Below are 19943 nucleotides of genomic sequence, written 5' to 3' on the forward strand. Positions count from 1 at the left end.
GCTCATGGCATGAGCCACGTCACTAGCTAACGCGTAAAGCGCCTTTTTTTCGGTCAACCTAAATTCACTGAAGATCTGCGAGAGGGTGTTTGGCCCACGGGCTCTCGAACATAGCCTGGACGGTCTGCGGGCTCACATCCTCGCTGTGGGCAGGAGACCAGCGAGGCTGATGGTCTTTGTCCACCGCCAGTGCCCGAATGCCCTCCAGGGTTTCACAATGGGCATCGCGCCAAGCTGGCTCAAAACACCAGTGAACCAAATTGCGCTCTAAGCGCAAGTCCTCAGCCAAGCTGAGGTTGCGGCCACGGCGCACCAATTCCAAGCTGATGGCCAGAGCCAATGGGGAGTTGGCATTCAATTGCCCCAAAGCCTGTTGGGCCCATTCTGAGTTGTCGCCAGCCAGAGAAGCCTTGATTTCCAGCATCGCCCCAAAGCCAAAGTGACGGTCGATCGCCTCTCGGTGAGCCAGCAATTGAGGCTCGGGAGCCAGTTCGGCACGCTCCATCACCGTGGCAACGACATGTTCAGCACTTGTTTGATCAGCGTGGCGCAATTGCTCAATCAGGCCGGGCAGCTCCTCGGCGCGCACAAACACATCCCCCAGTCCCAGGGCGATGGCATCTCCGGCGCCCAAAACCTGTCCGGTCAATGCCAGCCACTCGCCCACATGCCCCGGGCACTGCGCCAGGAAATAGCCTCCGCCTACATCTGGGAACAGGCCGATATGGGCCTCTGGCATGGCCAACTTGCTGCGCTCGGTCAGGACGCGCAGCTTTGCGCCCTGGCTGATGCCCATGCCACCGCCCATCACGATGCCATCCATCAGCGCGATATAGGGTTTCGGGTAGACATGGATTTCGTGATTGAGGGCGTACTCCTCGGTGAAGAAGTCGCCCAAGGCCGGATCCTTGGCCTTGGCCGCCGTATGAAAGAAGCGGATATCGCCGCCGGCGCAAAACGCGGGGCCCTTGCCTTCGCGACCTTGCCCCAAGATGGCAACAGCTTGAATCGAGTCGTCATCGCGCCAGGCCCGCAGCAGGGTGCGCATGTCGCGGATCATGGCCAGTGACAATGCATTGAGCGCTTGCGGACGATTCAGGATGATCAAGCCGAGGCAGCCGTTCACTTCGGCCAGCACCTGGCCGTCGCTGCAGAGGGCGGGAATGGAAGTGCTCATCGAGGGGTCTCCTGCGCCCGAGGCCGGCGCAATTCATTCAAAAACAAGGCGAATAGAACCAAACAGCCACCAGTGAGCGTCGATGCGCTGGGGCGTTCGCCGGCCAACCACCAAACCCAAGCCACGCCAAAAAGCAGTTCCAACTGGGCCAATAAGGCCAGTTCTGTGGCGCTCAGGACTTTAGAAAGGTGCACCACCAGTACACAAGGCAGGCCAAGTTGAAACACACCCAGGTAGGCCAGCCAAAGCAAATCAGCAGGTGCCGCTGCGAACGGCCACGCCAAGGGCAAGGTCAATGCGGCAGAGATCAGTCCACCCAATGCGACCGCGTGCGGCAAAGACACGCTGTCCGCCTGACTGTGAGCTAGGCTGCGCGCTTGGCGCTGTAGCACGATCCAATTGACAGCAGCCGCCAGCGGAACGGCCAAAGCCACCAAGGCACCCACACCGGGCCGAGCTTCGGCACCGAACATCCACGCTACGCCGAAACCGGCCAGCGCCACGGCCACCCCGGTGCGGCGGGCGATGGGCTGGCGCAGCAGCAACCAAGCCAGCAATGCGGTGATCAGCGGGCCCAAGGACATCACGACCAGGACCTGGGCCACCGGACTGATGGAGACCGCCACCATGAAGGCCGTGAACATCACCGCCCAGCACGCGGCCGACGCCCAAAGCATGGGACTGGGATGCCGCATGGGTGCCAAACCCGCCCGACCCTCTCGCACGCCCCACCAGAGCAGAAGGGCCAGCACGGTGAAAGCCGAGCGCCAAAACGTCACTTCAAACGGGCGCGCACTCTGCAACTGACGGCTGACGATGCCCGCGCTACTCCAGAGCAGCGTGACCAGCACCATCAGCAGCAGGGCTCGGCGATGTGTCATCGGACGGTCGGTTGATCCAGTTCTCAGTCCATCCAGCGGACGCGGTGGGTCCGGCTTTGCCGGTCACCCGCATCGCCCCCTTGAGGGGGCATCGGGGAAGGCGCGGGGGATCAGCCGCCACGCGCCATGCGCTTGCGCTCGTGCTCGGCGAGGTAACGCTTTCGCAGACGCACGCTCTTGGGCGTGATTTCGACCAGTTCGTCGTCTTCAATGAACTCGACGCCGTACTCCAGCGTCAGGTCGATCGGGGGGGTGATCTTGATGGCATCTTCCTTGCCGCTGACGCGGAAGTTGGTCAGCTGCTTGGTGCGGGTGGCATTCACCACCAGATCGTTGTCACGGCTGTGGATGCCCACGATCATGCCCTCGTACACCGGGTCGCCGGCCTTCACAAACATGCGGCCGCGATCGTCCAGTTTGCCCAGCGCATACGTGAAGATCTCGCCGGCATCCATCGAGATCAGGACGCCGTTCTTACGGCTGCCGATGTCGCCCTTGTGCGGCTCGTAGCCGTCAAAGATGTTGGAGATCAAGCCCGAGCCGCGCGTCAGGTTCAGGAACTCGTTGCTGAAACCGATCAGACCGCGTGCAGGGATGCGGTATTCCAGGCGGGTGCGGCCATTGCCGTCCGGCTCCATGTTCACCAGTTCGCCCTTGCGCTCGCCCAGAGCCTGCATCACGCCGCCCTGGTGCTGCTCCTCCACGTCGGCCGTCACCAGCTCGATGGGTTCGCACTTCTCGCCGTTGATCTCTTTGAACACCACGCGCGGCTTGCCCACGGCCAGCTCAAAGCCCTCGCGGCGCATGTTCTCCAGCAGGATGGTCAGGTGCAATTCACCGCGACCGCTGACTTCGAAGATGCCGTCCTCGTCGGTCTCCTTCACACGCAGGGCCACGTTGTGCTGCAGTTCCTTCTGCAGACGGTCCCAGATCTGGCGGCTGGTCACAAACTTGCCTTCGCGGCCGGCCAGGGGGCTGGTGTTGACGCAGAAATTCATGGTGAGCGTGGGCTCGTCCACCTTCAGCATCGGAAGGGGCTGGGGATTCAGCGGATCGGTGATGGTCACACCCATGCCGATGTCCTCAATGCCGTTGATCAGCACGATGTCGCCAGGTCCAGCCTCTTGAACCATCATGCGATCCAAGCCCTTGAATTTCAGCACCTGGTTGATGCGACCCTTCACAGACTTGCCATCCGGCCCCTCCATCACCAGCACGTCCATGCCGGGCTTGACGGTGCCTTGGTTGATGCGACCCACGCCAATGCGACCCACATAGGACGAATAGTCCAGCGAGCTGATCTGCATCTGCAGCGGTGCGTTTTCCTCGCCCTCGTGCGGCTGCACATGGCGCAGGATGGTTTCGAACAGCGGGGTCATGCTCTCGCCCCACTTCTGGCCCGGCTCGCCCTCTTCCAGCGAGGACCAGCCGTTGATGCCGGAGGCATAGACCACCGGGAAGTCGAGCTGCTCGTCGGTGGCACCCAGCTTGTCAAACAGATCGAACGCGGCGTTGATCACGGCGTCCGGCTTTGCACCCGGCTTGTCCACCTTGTTCACCACCACGATGGGGCGCAGGCCCAAGGCCAAGGCCTTCTTGGTCACGAAGCGAGTCTGCGGCATCGGGCCTTCTTGGGCGTCGATCAGCAACACCACGCCGTCCACCATAGAGAGCGCGCGCTCCACTTCACCGCCGAAGTCCGCGTGGCCCGGGGTGTCGACGATGTTGATGTGCGTGCCTTCCCAGCTCACCGCACAGTTCTTGGCCAAGATGGTGATACCGCGCTCTTTTTCGATCGCGTTGCTGTCCATCACACACTCTTCAACCTGCTCGTGCGCGGCGAAGGTGCCGCTTTGGCGCAGCAGCTGGTCCACCAGGGTGGTCTTGCCATGGTCCACGTGGGCAATGATGGCGATGTTGCGGATTTGCTTGTTGCTCATGGCAGGTCTCAGGTCAGTGATGCGGGGCCGGCGAGCAGGGTCTGCAGCTCGACGGGGCTGAGCAATCGCTCAGGAATCAATTCGCCACCAGCCACCCGGGCGCTGCCCAGGAAGGCCAGGGGCTCGGGGCCGAAGGCACGCACACGCGCCGCCGGTGCGGCCGAAGTGCGTCGCCGGATGCCGGCCAACAATTTGCCAGCCTCCTCGGCACTCAGCCGAATCTGCGGGCAGTCTGCAAGCAGGGTATCGGGTGGCAGCAGAGTGGCCAGGCGCTGCTCGTCGTTCATGTCTTCCAACTGGTCCAGGGTGACGGCCTGGGCCAGATCGAGCGGACCGCTTTGGGTGCGGCGCAGCGCGCTCAGGTGGGCGCCGCAGCCCAGCAATTCGCCCAGATCTTGCGCCAGGGTGCGGATGTAGGTGCCTTTGGAGCAGCGCACCGCCAATTGCATCGTCTCGCCCGCATGTGACAGCAGTTCCAGCGCATGAATACAGACCCGGCGCGGTGTGCGCTCCACCTCCACGCCTTGGCGGGCCAGCTCGTACAAGGCCTTGCCCTGGTGCTTGAGGGCCGAATGCATGGGCGGAATCTGATCGATCTCACCGCGCAGGGCCTGCAAGGCTTGCTGCAACTGCTCGTCGCTGAAGTTCACCTCGCGCTCGCGCAGGATCTCCCCCTCGCGGTCCGCCGTGCTCGTGGTCTGGCCCAGGCGCAAGGTCGCCACATAGGCTTTGTCAGCCTCCAGGTTCAGCTGACTGAACTTGGTGGCGGCGCCAAAGCACAGGGGCAACAAGCCGGTGGCCAGCGGATCGAGCGTGCCGGTATGGCCCGCCTTCTCTGCGCGCAGCAATCGCTTGGCGCGCTGCAACGCGTCATTGCTCGACAGACCCAAGGGCTTGTCGAGCAGCAGCACTCCGTGCAGCGCACGGCGTGGCAGGCGGACGCGTTGCTGCGGGTTCATCAGTCCTCGCGGGTCTCATCCGCGGCAGCAGCCGCATCGTCCAGCGCGCGCGTGCTGTTAGCTCGGGTGATCAGCACATTCATCTCGGCCGCTCGCTCGGTGCTGCGATCAAAGTGGAAATGCAGGGTCGGAACCGTGTGGATCTGCAAGCGCTTGAAAAGGCCATTGCGCAGGAAGCCGGCGGCCTCATTGAGGGCCTCAGCAGTGTCCTCGGGCGAACCCACCAACAAGGTGAATCGCACCTTGGCATGGGCGTAGTCCGGAGTCACATCGACGCCAGAGATCGTCAGCATGCCGATGCGCGGATCCTTCAACTCGCGCACCAACTCGGCCAGATCTCGTTGGATCTGGTCGGCGACGCGAAAGCTGCGATTGGGAGTGGATTTCTTGTGGCGCATGGGGGATACCTGATGATGGACAAAACCCCGCCGGCAGAGGCTGCCGGCGGGGCTTGTCGCGAACCTGATGCCGGCTTACAGGGTTCGGGCGACTTCCTTGATTTCGAAGAATTCGAGTTGGTCGCCTTCGTGGATGTCGGTGTAGTTCTTCAGCTTGACACCGCACTCGAAGCCTTCCTTGACTTCCTTGACGTCGTCCTTGAAGCGTTTGAGCGAATCCAGCTCGCCGGTGTAGATGACCACGTTGTCGCGCAGCAAGCGGAAGCGTGCATCGCGCTTGACCGTGCCATTCGTGACCATACAGCCCGCAATCGTGCCGATCTTGGTCGCGACGATGACGTTGCGGATCTCGGCGGTACCCAGGATCTCTTCGCGCTGCTCGGGAGCCAGCATGCCGCTCATGGCCGCCTTGACATCGTCCACCGCGTCATAGATGACGTTGTAGTAACGCAGATCCACGCCATTGCCCTCGGCCAACTTGCGCGCGCCGGCGTCAGCACGGGTGTTGAAGCCGATGACCACAGCCTTTGAGGCGATAGCCAGGTTGATGTCGGTCTCGCTGATGCCGCCCACGGCCGCATGCACGATCTGCACCCGCACCTCTTCGGTGCTGAGCTTGAGCAGCGAAGCGGCCAGCGCTTCTTGCGAACCCTGCACATCGGCCTTGACGATCAGCGCCAGGGTCTGCACATCGCCCTTGCCCATGATCTCGAACATGTTCTCGAGCTTGGCGGCCTGCTGCTTGGCCAACTTCACGTCACGGTACTTGCCGGCGCGGAAGGTGGCGATTTCACGGGCGCGGCGCTCATCGCCCAGCACCATGAATTCGTCGCCGGCGCGCGGCACATCGGACAGACCCTGAATTTCCACCGGAATCGACGGGCCAGCCTCGGTGGTGGCCTTGCCATCTTCGTCCAGCATGGCGCGCACACGGCCGAAGGTCGAGCCAGCCAGCACCACGTCGCCGCGCTTGAGCGTGCCGCTCTGCACCAGCACCGTGGCCACCGGGCCGCGACCCTTGTCCAGCTTGGCTTCGATGACCAGGCCCTTGGCCATGGACTCGACCGGCGCCTTGAGTTCCAGCACTTCGGCTTGCAGCAGCACTTGCTCCAGCAGGCTGTCGATGCCCTCTCCCGTCTTGGCCGACACCGGCACGAAGGGGGAATCGCCGCCGTACTCTTCAGGCACGACTTCTTCGCCCACCAGCTCTTGCTTGACGCGGTCGAGGTTGGAGCCCGGCTTGTCGATCTTGTTGATCGCCACCACCAGCGGCACGCCGGCCGCCTTGGCGTGGTGAATGGCTTCCTTGGTCTGGGGCATCACGCCGTCGTCGGCGGCCACCACCAGGATTACCAAGTCAGTCGCCTTGGCGCCGCGAGCACGCATGGCCGTGAAGGCCTCGTGACCCGGGGTGTCCAGGAAGGTGATCACGCCACGCGGCGTTTCCACATGGTAGGCGCCGATGTGCTGCGTGATGCCGCCGGCTTCGCCCGAGGCAACGCGCGCGCTGCGGATCTTGTCCAGCAACGAGGTCTTGCCATGGTCCACGTGACCCATCACGGTCACCACCGGCGGACGCGTCAGCGCCTCGAATTCCTTCTCGGTGGCGTCGTCTTCCAGGAAAGCATCCGGATCATCCAGCTTGGCCGCGAAGGCCTTGTGGCCCATTTCCTCGACCACGATCATGGCCGTCTCTTGGTCCAGCGCCTGGTTGATGGTGACCATCTGACCGAGCTGCATCATCTTCTTGATGACCTCAGCGGCCTTGACTGACATCTTGTGGGCCAGATCCGCCACCGTGATGGTCTCAGGGATGTGGACCTCTTGAATCACCGGCTCAGTCGGCGCCACAAAGTTGCTCGGGCTGTCGCCGCGATCGCCGCGACGGCCGGCGCCGCCGCGCGGCGACTTCCAGCCCGGCGTGCCACGACCCGCGCTGGCGGTATCGCCGCGGGTCTTGAGGCCACGCTTCTTAGCGGCGTCATCGGCCCAGCTGGAGCTGAGTTTCTCGCTCTTGACGGACTTCTTGTCGCCCGGCTTGGCCGCGCCCGGCGCTGCCGGAGCCGGAGCTCCGGTCGCACCCGGCTTCTTGTGCAGGGTGCCCTTGATGCCCGCTGGCTCGGCCGGCTTGGGCTCCTCGGGCTTCTTGGCCACCATCACCTTCTTGGGCGCATTCATCATGGCCCGGATGGCGGCCGCTTCGGCCTCGGCCGCCTTGCGGCGACGATCCAATTCGGCAGCCTTGGCGGCCGTCTCGGCGTTGATATCGGCCGCCTTCACCACGCGGACCGTGGGTTTGGGGGGCTCGACCGGAGCAGGCGCAGGCGCCTCCACCTTGGGTTCGACCTTGGCTTCAACCTTGGTTTCAACCTTCGCCTCAGGCTTGGCTTCAGCTTTGGCCGCTGACTTGGCGCCGGCCTTGGCGCTGGCGTTGAGGGCCGCAGCGGCGGCTTCAGCTGCCTGTTTGGCCGCTGCTTCGGCCGCCACCTTGGCAGCCGCTTCGGCCGCGGCGCGCTCAGCGGCGGCGCGTTCCTCAGCAGCCTTGCGCTCAGCGGCAGCACGGGCCTCGGCCTCGGCGCGTTCGCGCGCTTGACGCTCCAGCTCCGCTTGCTCCTGAGCCAGGGCCTCAGCCTGCGCGCGTGCCTCTTCCTCGCGGCGGGCCAGATCGGCAGCTTCTTGCGTGGCCAAGTCTTCGCCAGCCGGCGCGTCATCGCGCTTCACAAACACGCGCTTCTTGCGCACTTCCACCTGGATGGTGCGTGCCTTGCCGCTGGCATCGGCTTGCTTGATTTCGCTGGTCGATTTTTTGACCAGGGTGATCTTCTTGCGGTCAGCGCCCGTGCCATGAGACTGGCGCAGGTGTTCGAGTAGACGCTCTTTGTCGCTATCGGTCAGCGCATCAGCGGCAGAGGCTTTGGGCACCCCGGCGGCCTGCAGCTGCTCCAGCAGCGTGCCGGCCGGGCGATTGAGCTCGGCAGCGAATTGGGCGACGGTGGTCACAGCCATCAGTGGAATCCTTGGGGGTCGGTGTTGCTGCGGTGGGGCAGGAGGGCGGTCGGTTCGGTTCGATTCGTGGTGGTCAGGCGAACCAGTGTTCGCGCGCCTTCAGAATCAGCGCCTTCGCGCCCTCTTCGGACATGCCAGTCATTTCGACCAGCTCATCCACCGCCAAATCGGCCAGTTCGTCTCGGGTGTGCACGCCGCCGTCGGCCAACTTGGCCACCAGCTCCTGCGTCACCCCTTCGAGGTCACGCAGGTCTTGAGACACCTCTTCCACCGACTCCTCGCGGGCGATTTCCATCGTCAGCAGAGCGTCCTTGGCCCGAGCGCGCAACTCGTGCACGGTGTCTTCGTCAAAGCTCTCGATTTCCAGCATTTCAGCCAGCGGCACATAGGCCACCTCTTCCAGGCTGGTAAAGCCCTCGGCAATCAGGATGTCGGCGACTTCTTCGTCCACGTCCAGCTTGTCGATGAAGACACGGCGCACGCCCTGGTCTTCTTCGGCCTTGCGTGCAGCCGATTCCTCGGCCGTCATGATGTTGATGCGCCAACCCGTCAATTCAGAAGCCAGGCGCACGTTCTGCCCGCCGCGGCCGATGGCGATGGCGAGGTTTTCCTCATCCACCACCACGTCCATGGCATGGCGCTCTTCATCCACCACGATGGACGAGACGTTGGCCGGGGCCAGGGCGCCAATGACGAACTGCGCCGGGTCTTCGCTCCACAGCACGATGTCGACACGCTCGCCGGCCAGTTCATTGGTCACGGCGGTCACGCGCGAACCGCGCACGCCCACACAGGTACCAATCGGATCCACGCGCCGGTCGTGCGACACCACGGCGATCTTGGCGCGGCTGCCAGCGTCGCGGGCGCAGCTCTTGATCTCCAGCAGGCCTTGCTCGATCTCAGGCACTTCCTGGGCGAACAATTCCTTCATGAAGTCGCCATGCGAGCGCGACAGCATGATCTGCGGGCCGCGCGCGGTCGGGTCGATGCCCAGCAGCACAGCGCGCACGCGGTCGCCGCTGCGCAGGTTTTCCTTCGGGATCATCTCGCCGCGCTTGAGACGGCCTTCCACTCGGCCGGACTCGACAATGATGTCGCCCTTGTCCAGACGCTTGACAGTGCCGACGAAGATCTTTTCGCCGCGAGCCAGGAAATCGTTGAGCAATTGCTCGCGCTCGGCGTCACGGATTTTTTGCAGGATGACCTGCTTGGCAGCCTGCGCGCCGATGCGGCCAATGGGCACCGACTCGATCGCCTCTTCGATGTAGTCACCCTCATCGATGTCCGCAATGCGGTCACGCGCGTCCGTCAGCAACTCTTCGGAGTCCGGGTTCTGCAGACCCGCGCTATCGGGCACCACCAGCCAGCGGCGGAAGCTCTCGTACTCGCCCGACTCGCGATCGATGGCCACACGAATGTCGACCTCACCGCCGACAAACTTCTTGGTGGCCTGCGCCAGGGCCGATTCCACGGCACCGAACACCACCTCTCGTTCCACGCTCTTTTCGCGGGAAATGGCATCCACCAACAACAACAGTTCGCGGTTCATGGGGTCTGATCTCCGTCGGGCTTCTTTTGATCTTGGGGCTGGGCCGGCTTGTTCTTCCGACCCTTGAAATCGATCACCGGCACCAGGCGCGCATCACGCACCTCGTCCAGCTTGAAATCCAAGGCTTGCTCTTGGCCGGGCTCGCCGAACACCAGGCGCCAGCTGCCTTCTTCCTCGGCCTGTTGCAGCAGGCCACGGTATTTCTTCCGCCCCTGAAAGGGCGCACGCAGGGTGATGTCCACCTGCGAGCCGCTGAAGCGGGCGTAGTGCTCAGGCGTGCGCAGAGGACGATCCAAGCCCGGCGAGGACACCTCAAGCCGGCTGTAATCGCATCCCTCCACTTCCAGCACGTATTGCAACTGGCGGGTGACACGTTCGCAGTCATCCACCGTCACAAAGGGCTGCGGCTGGTCGGCCGGGACCGGGAGGCGATCGATAAACACGCGCAGCAAGCCACCGGCCGAGCGCTCGCACTCGACCAACTCCAGGTTCAAACCCGTGACTGTTTTCTCAACTGCTGCTTGCCAGTTCATCCGCGACCCGCTCACCCCTAGGACTGCACGGCCAAAACACCCAAAAGCGTTTAGCCAAAAAAAATGGGCTGGAAGCCCCGCCCACGTTTACACATCTACAGCGAAGCCGCGATTCTAGCCCGAAAGCCGGGCTTACCCGATACATGAACCCAGCACGCAACAGAAGTGCCAGAATCCCGGCCCTTTCGCAGCAACGAGATTCAACATGGGATTTCTGGCCGGCAAGCGCTTCTTGATCAGCGGCGTGCTCTCCAACCGCTCCATCGCCTATGGCATCGCCAAGGCCTGCCACCGTGAGGGCGCTGAGTTGGCGTTTTCCTACGTTGGCGAACGCTTCAAGGACCGCATCACCGACTTCGCAGCCGAATTCGGCTCGGATCTGATTTACGACTGCGACGTGGGCGATGACGCCCAAATTGAGCGCACCTTTGCGCAGTTGGGCGAGGTCTGGCCGGAATTCGACGGCTTTGTGCACTCGATCGGCTTTGCCCCGCGCGAAGCCATCGCTGGCAATTTCCTCGACGGCCTCTCGCGCGAATCCTTCCGCATCGCCCACGACATCAGCGCCTACAGCTTCCCCGCCATGGCTAAGGCCGCCGCGCCGCGCCTGCGCCCCGGCGCCTCGCTGCTGACCCTCTCCTATCTGGGCGCCATGCGCTACGTGCCCAACTACAACACGATGGGTCTTGCCAAGGCCAGCCTGGAAGCCAGCGTGCGCTATCTGGCCCACGCCATGGGCGACAAAGGCGTGCGGGTCAACGGCATTTCCGCCGGCCCCATAAAGACCTTGGCCGCCTCAGGCATCAAGGACTTCGGCAAGTTGCTCTCGGCCTTCGCCGCCAGCGCGCCGATTCGCCGCAACATCACCATCGAAGATGTGGGCAACGCGGCCGCCTTCCTGTTGTCGGACCTGTCGGCCGGCGTGAGCGCCGAGATCTTGTACGTGGATGGCGGATTCAGCCACGTGGCCCTTGCCGCCGACGAATAAGCCAAGCTCCACTTCCCCAAACAAAAAGGGCTCCTTGCGGAGCCCTTTTCTTTTGCCGAACTTTTACTGCTTCACACAGTCCACGTAATAGCGCCCCTTGCCGGTCTCCTCGTCCACCTCGTGCACAAGGCCGTGCACATCGGTTGCGAAGCCCGGGAACTTGGCATTGAAGTTGCGGGTGAACTTCAGGTAGTCGCAAATCTTCTTGTTGAAGCGCTCGCCCGGAATCAGCAGCGGAATGCCCGGCGGGTAAGGCGTCAGCAGGCTGGTGGTGATGCGCCCCTCCAACTCGTCGATGCCCACCCGCTCGGTGCGGCGCTGCGCAATATGGGCATAAGCGTCGGTGGGCGTCATCGCCGGCTGCAGATTGGACAGATACATATCCGTCGTCAGGCGCGCGATATCGCCTTCGGCATAGGCCTCGTGGATGCTCTGGCAAAGGTCGCGCAGACCCATGCGTTCGTATTTCGGGTACTTGGCGCAGAACTCCGGCAGGATGCGCCACAGCGGTGCGTTCTTGTCGTAGTCATCCTTGAACTGCTGCAACGCCGTCAGCAACGTGTTCCAACGGCCCTTGGTGATGCCGATGGTGAACATGATGAAGAAGCTGTAAAGCCCGGTCTTCTCCACCACCACGCCGTGCTCGACCAGGAATTTGGTCACCACCGAGGCCGGAATACCGGTCTTGGCAAAGCGCCCTTCCATATCCATGCCGGGAGTGATCACGGTGGACTTGATCGGGTCCAGCATGTTGAAGCCCTCGGCCAGCGCGCCGAAGCCATGCCATTCCTCATTGGCGTGCAGCAGCCAGTCGGCCGACTTCGGATCGCTGGTCTCGGCCAGGTGATCGGGGCCCCAGACCTTGAACCACCAGTCGTCGCCATAGTCCTCGTCCACCTTGCGCATGGCACGGCGGAAGTCCAGCGACTCGCGAATGCTCTCCTCCACCAAGGCCGTGCCGCCCGGAGGCTCCATCATGGCCGCCGCCACATCGCAGCTGGCGATGATGGAGTACTGCGGTGAGGTTGAGGTGTGCATCAGATAGGCCTCGTTGAACAAATGCTTGTCCAACTTGACCTGCTGGGAATCCTGCACCAGCACCTGCGAAGCCTGCGAGATACCGGCCAGCAACTTATGCGTGGACTGCGTGGCATAGACCATCGCTTCCTTGGGGCGTGGGCGGTTCTTGCCCATCGCATGGAACTGACCGTAGAAGTCATGGAAGGCTGCGTGCGGCAGCCAGGCCTCATCGAAATGCAGAGTCGGGATGTAGCCGTCAAGCTTGTTCTTGATGGTCTCGGTGTTGTAGAGCACACCGTCGTAGGTGCTCTGCGTCAGCGTCAGGATGGAGGGCTTGACGGTGGCCGGATCCACATGCTTCAAAAGCGGGTTGGCGGCGATCTTGGCGCGGATAGTCTCAGGCGAGAACTCGCTCTCGGGGATGGGGCCAATGATGCCGTGATGGTTGCGCGTCGGCGTCAGGAATACGGGGATGGCCCCGGTCATGATGATGGCGTGCAGATTGCTCTTGTGGCAGTTGCGGTCGATCACCACCACGTCGCCCGGCGCCACCGTGTGATGCCAGACCATTTTGTTGCTGGTGCTGGTGCCGTTGGTGACAAAGAAGCAATGATCGGCATTGAAGATGCGGGCCGCATTCTTCTCTGAGGCCGCCACCGGGCCGGTGTGGTCCAGCAGCTGACCCAGTTCTTCCACCGCGTTGCAGACGTCAGCGCGCAGCATGTTCTCGCCAAAGAACTGGTGGAACATCTGACCCACCGGACTCTTCAGAAACGCCACGCCACCGCTATGGCCCGGGCAGTGCCAGCTGTAGGAGCCGTCCTGCGCGTAGTCCATCAGCGCCTTGAAGAACGGGGGCGCCAGGCCGTCCAGATAGCTCTTGGCCTCGCGGATGATGTGACGCGCCACGAACTCCGGCGTGTCCTCGAACATATGAATGAAGCCATGCAGTTCGCGCAGAACATCATTGGGCAGGTGCTGGCTGGTGCGCGTCTCGCCGTAGATGTAGATCGGGATGTCCGGATTACGGAAACGGATTTCCTCGATGAACTTGCGCAGGTTCAGCACGGCCGGGTCCAGCTCAGGGCCGGGCGTGAACTCCTCGTCGTCGATAGACAGGATGAAGGCTGACGCACGGCTTTGCTGCTGGGCGAACTGGCTCAGATCGCCGTAGCTGGTGACCCCCAGGACATCCATGCCCTCCTTCTTGATCGCGTCCGCCAGCGCACGAATGCCCAGACCCGAGGCGTTCTCGGAGCGGTAGTCCTCATCAATGATGACGATGGGGAAGTGAAAACGCAGCATGGCAGAGGCTCCAGAATGGGCCGAACAAGAAAAAGGGCGCGAAGTTTAGGGCGCATGCACCGGCAAAGTCTTGATGGTGCCGCCCTAAACTGACCCGCGTATGAAATTCACAGGGAGGACTGTATGAATGACGCCACCGCTTGGTGGATCTTGGCCGGACTCTTGGTCGCAGTTGAGCTCGGAACCGGCAGTTTTTACCTGCTGATGCTGGCCCTGGGGGCTGCAGCCGGAGCCTTGGGGGCGCATGGGGGGCTGAGCCCTTCCACCCAGATCGTTCTGGCTGCGCTGACTGGTGCCGTCACGACCTTTGGCTGGTACCGCTATCGCCGCCAGTCCGGCGCAGCGACTCCTGACGTTGAAGGCAACCGTGACGTCAATCTGGACGTCGGAGAAACCGTCCAGGTCCAAGGCTGGGGGCCACAGGGGCAAACCAAGGTGATGTACCGCGGCACCCAGTGGGACGCGCACTACCAGGGGCAGGGCGTCCCCCAACCTGGCCCCCACCGTATTGCCGCCCTGCGCGGCAATACGCTTGAGTTGACACGCTCGAACTGAGCCCATTCGGAGAATCCATGGAAATCGCCCTCGTCATCGCCGCCATCGCGGTGCTCTTCATCAGCCGCGCGATCAAGATCGTTCCGCAGCAACACGCCTGGGTCGTCGAACGCCTGGGCAAGTACGACCGCACCATGGCTCCCGGCCTGCACCTGCTGGTGCCCTTTATTGACCGCCTGGCCTACAAGCACTCTTTGAAGGAAATCCCGCTGGACGTCCCCAGCCAGGTATGCATTACCAAAGACAACACCCAGCTGACCGTCGACGGCATCCTTTACTTCCAGGTGACGGACGCCATGCGTGCCAGCTACGGCTCCAGCAACTTCATCGTCGCCATCACTCAATTGGCACAGACCACCTTGCGCTCGGTGATCGGCCGCATGGAGTTGGACAAGACTTTTGAAGAACGCGACGCCATCAACGCCTCCGTGGTCTCGGCCCTGGACGAGGCCGCCTCCAACTGGGGCGTCAAGGTGCTGCGCTACGAAATCAAGGACCTCACGCCCCCGCCGGCAATCCTGCACTCCATGCAGGCCCAGATCACGGCCGAGCGCGAGAAGCGTGCGCTGATCGCCGCCTCCGAGGGGCGTCGCCAAGAGCAGATCAACATTGCCACCGGCGAGCGCGAAGCCTCCATCGCCCGCTCTGAAGGCGAAAAGCAGGCAGAGATCAACAAGGCCCTGGGTGAAGCGGCTGCCATCACGGCCGTGGCCGACGCCACCGCTGACGCCATCACCAAAATCGCCAAAGCCATTCAGCAACCGGGCGGCGACCAGGCGGTGCAACTCAAGGTCGCCGAGAAGGCCGTGGATGCCTACGCCCAGCTGGCACAGAAGAACAACACCATGATCGTTCCAGGCAATATGAGTGAGGTTGGCGGCCTAATCGGCACTGCCATGGCACTCATCAAGAGCGGGAAGTCCTGATCGCCCCAAAAAGTCGCCTAGAATGGCGGGCTTCGGAGAGGTGGATGAGCGGTTTAAGTCGCACGCCTGGAAAGCGTGTGTGGGTTAATAGCCCACCGCGGGTTCGAATCCCGCCCTCTCCGCCAATTGCAAAAAACCCTTGTAAGTCAAGCACTTACAAGGGTTTTCTTGTTTTGGGTGGTAGCAAAACTGGTAGCAACATGCTCGGTTTGCCCATCTATCTCCTTGGTTCAAGCTACTACCTGCACACCCGCATCGGTGGCAAGCAGGTCAAACGCTCCCTACGAACCAGCTACCAGCGGGTAGCTATCATCCGAGCTATCACTCTGCTGGATAGCTTGATGCGCAAAGACCTGCCCCAAAAGTACGAGCTAGACCTCTCCCGAGGCATCCTGAAAGCCGATGGCGACGAAGACCACGCCCGGCTAATGCAGGCCCTGCAAGCCATGCAGCAATTACAGCAGGCACAACCCCAAGCACCCGCACCCGTAGCGGCACCAGTCCAGGCCGACGACCCCACCGCCCTGAAATTGGCTGAATTGCTCGAAAAATTCTTGTTGCTCAAAAAGGTAACGCAAGCTACCGCAATTGCATACAAGAATTGCATAGAAGAAATTTCGAAGTTCTTAAAAAACCCGGCGATTACGCGCATCACCGCTAGCGATGTAACCCGCTATCAAGAATTCCTAGCCGAAAAAGGAAATGGCGTCCGCACGATTGACAACAAGATTTCAATTGTCCGCGCAGTTTTCAATTTTGCTGTCAAGCAAGGCTACACACGAAACGGCAACCCGGCACAAAACCGCGCACTACTTACGAAGAAGCAGCGCCTTAAAGGCGGCTATGCCATTTTTGAGAAAGAAGAAATAGAACAGTTTTTCAATAGTGAATTCTTCAAAGAGCAAGAAGAAAAAGACCCCGACTATACAACCGCTGTACTATTTGGACTTTTTACGGGCTGTCGCATTGGTGAAATTACTAGCCTCAAAAAAGACAATTTCAAAAAAAGCACGACCGAGATAAATTATCTCGTTATACGCGATAGCAAAACAAACGCTGGAATTCGTGAAGTTCCACTTCATCCCTACCTACTAGAACGAATTTCAGAATTTCTCGATAAGAAAACAGATAAGATTTTCAAATACGTAGAAAAAGAAGGTAAGGGCACCGGCAACGCAGTAGGCAAGAAGTTCGCAAGAAATTTAGAGAGCGCTAAAATCACGCGAGAAAAATTAGTTTTTCACAGCCTAAGAAAATTCGTAAACAATGAGCTCATGAAAAATGGAGTGAGTTTAGAGAATCGCTGTCAATTCATTGGACATGAAATTGAGAACGTGAACGTTGCGATATACACAAATAAAATTAACGTTGACGAACTTGCCGCCGCTATTTTCCCGACCCTTGAAAAATTCCGCGACCTGATAGGCGAAAAAAAAGCCCCTTGGGAGGGCTTAGTTAGCGACTTTTCAGAACTCATTGACCCGATGTAGTCTCCTCAGTCTTTTCTAAAAACTCCTTAAAAAGTTCTTTATCACGCTCTCGCAGCGTGCTCAACAAACCTACGACATACTTTCGTAGATTTTCTCTTTTTTTAATTTCTGCAAGGATGATAGCCCCTAGGACGATTTTCCGCCTAGTGTCTTCATCCTTTTTCTTTTTATTCATGAGTGCTTCGAGATTCCGCTGACGTTTGTCTAGCTGACTTTTCTCAACTTTTAGCTTCTCTATTTTATTTTTTATATCATCTGCTTTCATTTTAATTACCCCCAATAAAATAAGGGTAGCATAAAGTTAATTCAGATTCTAATTAAATTCGCATATCGTGATTTTTTCTGCTATTCTGAAATTAGCAGAGAAGATATATGTTAGCGTATAACTTAAATAGTCATCATCAATTAGCCCCCTGCAAGGGCTCACTTATGCAAACTCCCCACAAGGGGGAGATTTGCGTTCGCCCTGCGGGGCCATTGCTTCGCAACCTTGGAGATTTAGCTTATGTCTAAATCTCTTGCCACTTGGTTTACTCCGTCTCTGCAAACCATATCGCGCAGCGCTGGGCGCAGTGCGGTGGCTGCTGCTGCTTATCGTGCGTGTGTAAAGCTCATAGACCAGACTACGGGATTAATTCACGACTACACGCGCAAAAAAGGCCACGTTGAAACGTTGCTTATTGGTGCCGATGACATTTCAGAATTATGGAATAAAGCCGAAGCCGCAGAGAATCGTAAGAATTCGACGGTTGCCCGTGAGCTGATGCTCCCCCTTCCCGATGAGTGGACAAATGACGAGCGGCGCGAATGCGTCCGCGACATTGCGCAGCACCTGCGCAATACTTACGGCGTAGCCGTCTCTGGCTCAATTCACGCCCCCAATAAACATCATCGAAACAATCACGTACACATGATGTTCACCACGAGAGCCGTGGACGAATTTGGACAATTTGGAAAAAAGACCCGAATTCTTGATGATATGAAGACTGGCGAAGTTTCGAAACTTCGGGAAGCAATTTGCAAAATTGTCAACGACCACGCCGAAAAGGTTGGCTCAGATTTTTATGTCTATTCGGGAAAATTTGTGGACATTGACCCCACACACATTCCAACGAAACATATCCCCATTCAAGCCGGAAAAGAATACCGAGCCGCTATTACCAAACAAAACACGCAAGTGAAAATACATCGCGCCAATGTAGCCACACATGAAAAAAAAGCCGAGCTGTTGAAAGCAGAGCTTTCTAACGCTTCAAATTTGAAAATCCCTGAAAGCACACCCGCGCCAGATGTTCCTAAAAGCGTCGATATGGAAAAGGTTGAGGCTACCCCACCAGCCGAATTAGAAATTCCTTTTAAACGCAAAAAAATCCCTCATGCCTGCGAAATCGCATATCAAAAGCATCAAGACACGCTAAAAAAAGCGCGAGATTTGAAAGTTGTTGAAGAGAAATGGAAGGCTAACTATGACGCACTTTTAGCCCATGAGCCGACCAGAACTCAAAGACTTTTTGCAAAAATTGGCTTGGGCGCAGAAAAAATTGAACGCTACGACTTGAAGTTAGCACAAGCTACAAAAGCTTTATCCGCCATAGAGCACAAGAGAACCATATACAAAAAAACTCTTGGAGATAACAATTTGTTGTCACTTGTTGAGCAGTACAACGAAATAATCAGCCACAACGCTAAAATTTCAGAAGCAGAAGCACAAATAAAAATTGCACACGCCGCAAAATTAGAACGTGAACGCGAATTAAAAGAAGAACAAGCGCGCCAATCGTTCGAGCCATATAGAGATTGGACAGTAGGTCTAGACCCCACGAAAGAAGATAATTATTGGTCGAAATATATTGAATTCGGTCGTTAAAATTTTAATATAAACGCAATTAAGAAAGACCGATATGTTCAATAATCCAGACGTTACAACTAATTTTGTAAAATTAATATATCCAGAACGACATGGAAATCTTGATGTTGATTTTTTATTTTCAAAAAAACGCGCAAAACGTTTAAAAATACCACTGCAAGATGACCCTATCGCTTATCGACCTCTTAGTCGTGGTAAGTACAAATGCGAATACCTTTATTTACCCGTTTTAAATAGTTCTAGGTTTTTGAACTACGTCAAACAAATTAATTTACTGCGGCTTGCAGGTTTTTACCCGCCCCTCGGGTTGCTTGGTTACAGTATCGAAGATTATTCAAGTATCGACCTTTTGCCGATACAGCATCAATTAGATGAAGCTAAAAAATATGCCAGATACCGTCTCGACGAAGTCATGAAAGGTCTTATTAACCCAGTGTACCCAGAATAAAAAAAGCGGCTCTTAGGCCGCTTTTCTGCTTTGTGGGGTAATGCTCCCCCGCGCTGGGGCATGGGGGCTGGGGGGTCACCAGCTAGATAGCCTTCGGTTAGTCCAGCGTTCTAGCACGCTTTCTCACCGGGCGATTTGGGTCTTTTACCAATTTTGGTTTAACGAATGCTTTTACATTCGCAGGAAGCCAAACAATGTCTCCATGTTCCATTACATATGTTAGAGAGATTTTTGGGTTGTTCTCATCGACCCCTCCCTTATCATGCCATTTCTTTTCCCACTTAGAGTAGTAGTGCTCCATGTCAGCGGGTTTAAGCCGATAAATTACCTGCAACTCAATTCCCTTAAACGCAGCAAAGTACCAATCAACCTTGCGATATTTTGCAATAATTCGAGGATTCATATGGTGATGAGTCGTAAACTGATGCTGTAAATCAAGATTTACAGTTTTGATTTCGTACTCATTGCCCTGGGCATCAATTGCATCGTTGCCTTCGCGGGCTCCATCAGTAGAAAGGCCCAACAACATTAGCAATTGCAGGTATTTGCCACCGTTGTCTTGAAAAATATCTTTGATATTAAATTTTGACGCTAATTCTTGGTATTCGCGTACATACGGAAAAAGGCGGTCAAATTTTTCCTTATCGGATTCTGTCGGAAGGGTTGTCATTGGGTTGCAGCAGGTCTCTGATGTCAACACCCAGAGCAGCAGCCAACTTTTCCATGTTGTCTATGGAAATGTTCCGCTCACAGCGCTCAACCGAACTAACATATGTACGATGCAATTCTGCTAAGTCCGCAAGTCTCTCTTGCGAGATACCTTTGGTGCTCCTGAGACTTCTCAGGTTGTACGCAAAATTTTGTCGTGCTGTCATGCTCTGGACGTCGGTGAAAGCCCAGA

At 58.4% G+C, this 19943-nt stretch carries 18 protein-coding genes and 1 tRNA gene; 7 read left to right on the top strand and 12 right to left on the bottom strand.

Translation table 11 applies throughout. The features are described 5' to 3' along the window. Nucleotides 1-64 precede the first annotated feature (64 nt). The 8 genes from FF090_RS12450 to rimP all read right to left on the bottom strand — a co-directional run bounded on the left by FF090_RS12450 (nucleotide 65) and on the right by rimP (nucleotide 10443). On the bottom strand, nucleotides 65-1177 hold the full coding sequence (locus tag FF090_RS12450; protein WP_138857028.1) for an enoyl-CoA hydratase/isomerase family protein: 1113 nt from the start codon (nucleotides 1175-1177) through the stop codon (nucleotides 65-67). After that, nucleotides 1174-2058 carry a DMT family transporter gene (locus FF090_RS12455; protein WP_246071408.1) on the bottom strand — a complete coding sequence of 295 codons (885 nt, stop codon included), beginning with the start codon at nucleotides 2056-2058 and terminating at the stop codon, nucleotides 1174-1176. The genes FF090_RS12450 and FF090_RS12455 overlap by 4 nt, the downstream gene beginning before the upstream one ends. Before the next feature lie 110 nt (nucleotides 2059-2168). Then, entirely contained in the window at nucleotides 2169-3998 is a 1830-nt protein-coding gene (gene typA / locus FF090_RS12460; RefSeq protein WP_138857029.1) for a translational GTPase TypA, read from the bottom strand. A gap of 8 nt (nucleotides 3999-4006) precedes the next feature. Next, on the bottom strand, nucleotides 4007-4957 hold the full coding sequence (truB, locus tag FF090_RS12465; RefSeq protein WP_138857030.1) for a tRNA pseudouridine(55) synthase TruB: 951 nt from the start codon (nucleotides 4955-4957) through the stop codon (nucleotides 4007-4009). Continuing rightward, nucleotides 4957-5355: a 30S ribosome-binding factor RbfA gene (gene rbfA / locus FF090_RS12470; RefSeq protein ID WP_138857031.1), complete on the bottom strand. Its 399-nt coding sequence runs from the start codon at nucleotides 5353-5355 to the stop codon at nucleotides 4957-4959. Before rbfA ends, truB begins: the two co-directional genes overlap by 1 nt. Nucleotides 5356-5430: 75 nt before the next feature. After that, nucleotides 5431-8361 carry a translation initiation factor IF-2 gene (infB, locus tag FF090_RS12475; RefSeq protein ID WP_138857032.1) on the bottom strand — a complete coding sequence of 977 codons (2931 nt, stop codon included), beginning with the start codon at nucleotides 8359-8361 and terminating at the stop codon, nucleotides 5431-5433. A gap of 73 nt (nucleotides 8362-8434) precedes the next feature. Next, nucleotides 8435-9910 (bottom strand): transcription termination factor NusA, encoded by a 1476-nt coding sequence (nusA, locus tag FF090_RS12480; protein WP_138857033.1) that lies wholly within the window; start codon nucleotides 9908-9910, stop codon nucleotides 8435-8437. Beyond that, the gene (gene rimP / locus FF090_RS12485; protein WP_138857034.1) at nucleotides 9907-10443 is read right to left on the bottom strand and encodes a ribosome maturation factor RimP; all 537 of its coding nucleotides are present in this window, start codon (nucleotides 10441-10443) and stop codon (nucleotides 9907-9909) included. The genes nusA and rimP overlap by 4 nt, the downstream gene beginning before the upstream one ends. 205 nt (nucleotides 10444-10648) lie before the next feature. On the opposite strand from rimP, the gene fabI reads away from it, so the two are divergent. Beyond that, the gene (gene fabI / locus FF090_RS12490; protein ID WP_138857035.1) at nucleotides 10649-11431 is read left to right on the top strand and encodes an enoyl-ACP reductase FabI; all 783 of its coding nucleotides are present in this window, start codon (nucleotides 10649-10651) and stop codon (nucleotides 11429-11431) included. Between the two features lie 63 nt (nucleotides 11432-11494). On the opposite strand, the gene FF090_RS12495 is transcribed toward fabI, so the two are convergent. Then, the gene (locus FF090_RS12495; RefSeq protein WP_138857036.1) at nucleotides 11495-13756 is read right to left on the bottom strand and encodes an arginine/lysine/ornithine decarboxylase; all 2262 of its coding nucleotides are present in this window, start codon (nucleotides 13754-13756) and stop codon (nucleotides 11495-11497) included. A 123-nt stretch (nucleotides 13757-13879) separates the two neighbouring features. Here FF090_RS12495 and FF090_RS12500 point away from each other — a divergent pair, with 123 nt between their 5' ends. The 4 genes from FF090_RS12500 (at nucleotide 13880) to FF090_RS12515 (ending at nucleotide 16727) form a co-directional block, all read left to right on the top strand. Continuing rightward, the gene (locus FF090_RS12500; RefSeq protein ID WP_138857037.1) at nucleotides 13880-14311 is read left to right on the top strand and encodes an NfeD family protein; all 432 of its coding nucleotides are present in this window, start codon (nucleotides 13880-13882) and stop codon (nucleotides 14309-14311) included. A gap of 17 nt (nucleotides 14312-14328) precedes the next feature. Next, the gene (locus FF090_RS12505) at nucleotides 14329-15237 is read left to right on the top strand and encodes an SPFH domain-containing protein (RefSeq protein WP_138857038.1); all 909 of its coding nucleotides are present in this window, start codon (nucleotides 14329-14331) and stop codon (nucleotides 15235-15237) included. A gap of 34 nt (nucleotides 15238-15271) precedes the next feature. Further along, a tRNA-Ser gene (locus FF090_RS12510) sits at nucleotides 15272-15362 on the top strand. 75 nt (nucleotides 15363-15437) lie between these two features. Then, nucleotides 15438-16727: a phage integrase gene (locus FF090_RS12515; protein WP_138857039.1), complete on the top strand. Its 1290-nt coding sequence runs from the start codon at nucleotides 15438-15440 to the stop codon at nucleotides 16725-16727. Here FF090_RS12515 and FF090_RS12520 read toward each other — a convergent pair. After that, nucleotides 16711-16992 (bottom strand): hypothetical protein, encoded by a 282-nt coding sequence (locus tag FF090_RS12520; RefSeq protein WP_138857040.1) that lies wholly within the window; start codon nucleotides 16990-16992, stop codon nucleotides 16711-16713. The genes FF090_RS12515 and FF090_RS12520 overlap by 17 nt on opposite strands. A gap of 240 nt (nucleotides 16993-17232) precedes the next feature. On the opposite strand from FF090_RS12520, the gene FF090_RS12525 reads away from it, so the two are divergent. Both FF090_RS12525 and FF090_RS12530 read left to right on the top strand, forming a co-directional pair. Further along, nucleotides 17233-18594 carry a MobA/MobL family protein gene (locus FF090_RS12525; protein WP_138857041.1) on the top strand — a complete coding sequence of 454 codons (1362 nt, stop codon included), beginning with the start codon at nucleotides 17233-17235 and terminating at the stop codon, nucleotides 18592-18594. 34 nt (nucleotides 18595-18628) lie between these two features. Continuing rightward, on the top strand, nucleotides 18629-19042 hold the full coding sequence (locus FF090_RS12530) for a hypothetical protein (protein WP_138857042.1): 414 nt from the start codon (nucleotides 18629-18631) through the stop codon (nucleotides 19040-19042). 97 nt (nucleotides 19043-19139) lie between these two features. Here the strand turns inward: FF090_RS12530 and FF090_RS12535 are convergent, their stop codons facing one another. Then, a complete protein-coding gene (locus tag FF090_RS12535) occupies nucleotides 19140-19712 on the bottom strand; it encodes a restriction endonuclease (RefSeq protein WP_175423644.1) in 573 nt (190 codons plus the stop codon). After that, nucleotides 19684-19917 carry a helix-turn-helix domain-containing protein gene (locus tag FF090_RS19280; protein ID WP_175423645.1) on the bottom strand — a complete coding sequence of 78 codons (234 nt, stop codon included), beginning with the start codon at nucleotides 19915-19917 and terminating at the stop codon, nucleotides 19684-19686. Before FF090_RS19280 ends, FF090_RS12535 begins: the two co-directional genes overlap by 29 nt. Between the last annotated feature and the right edge of the window lie 26 nt (nucleotides 19918-19943).

It is taken from the genome of Inhella inkyongensis (assembly GCF_005952805.1).
In the GTDB taxonomy this organism is placed as follows: Bacteria; Pseudomonadota; Gammaproteobacteria; order Burkholderiales; family Burkholderiaceae_C; genus Inhella; species Inhella inkyongensis.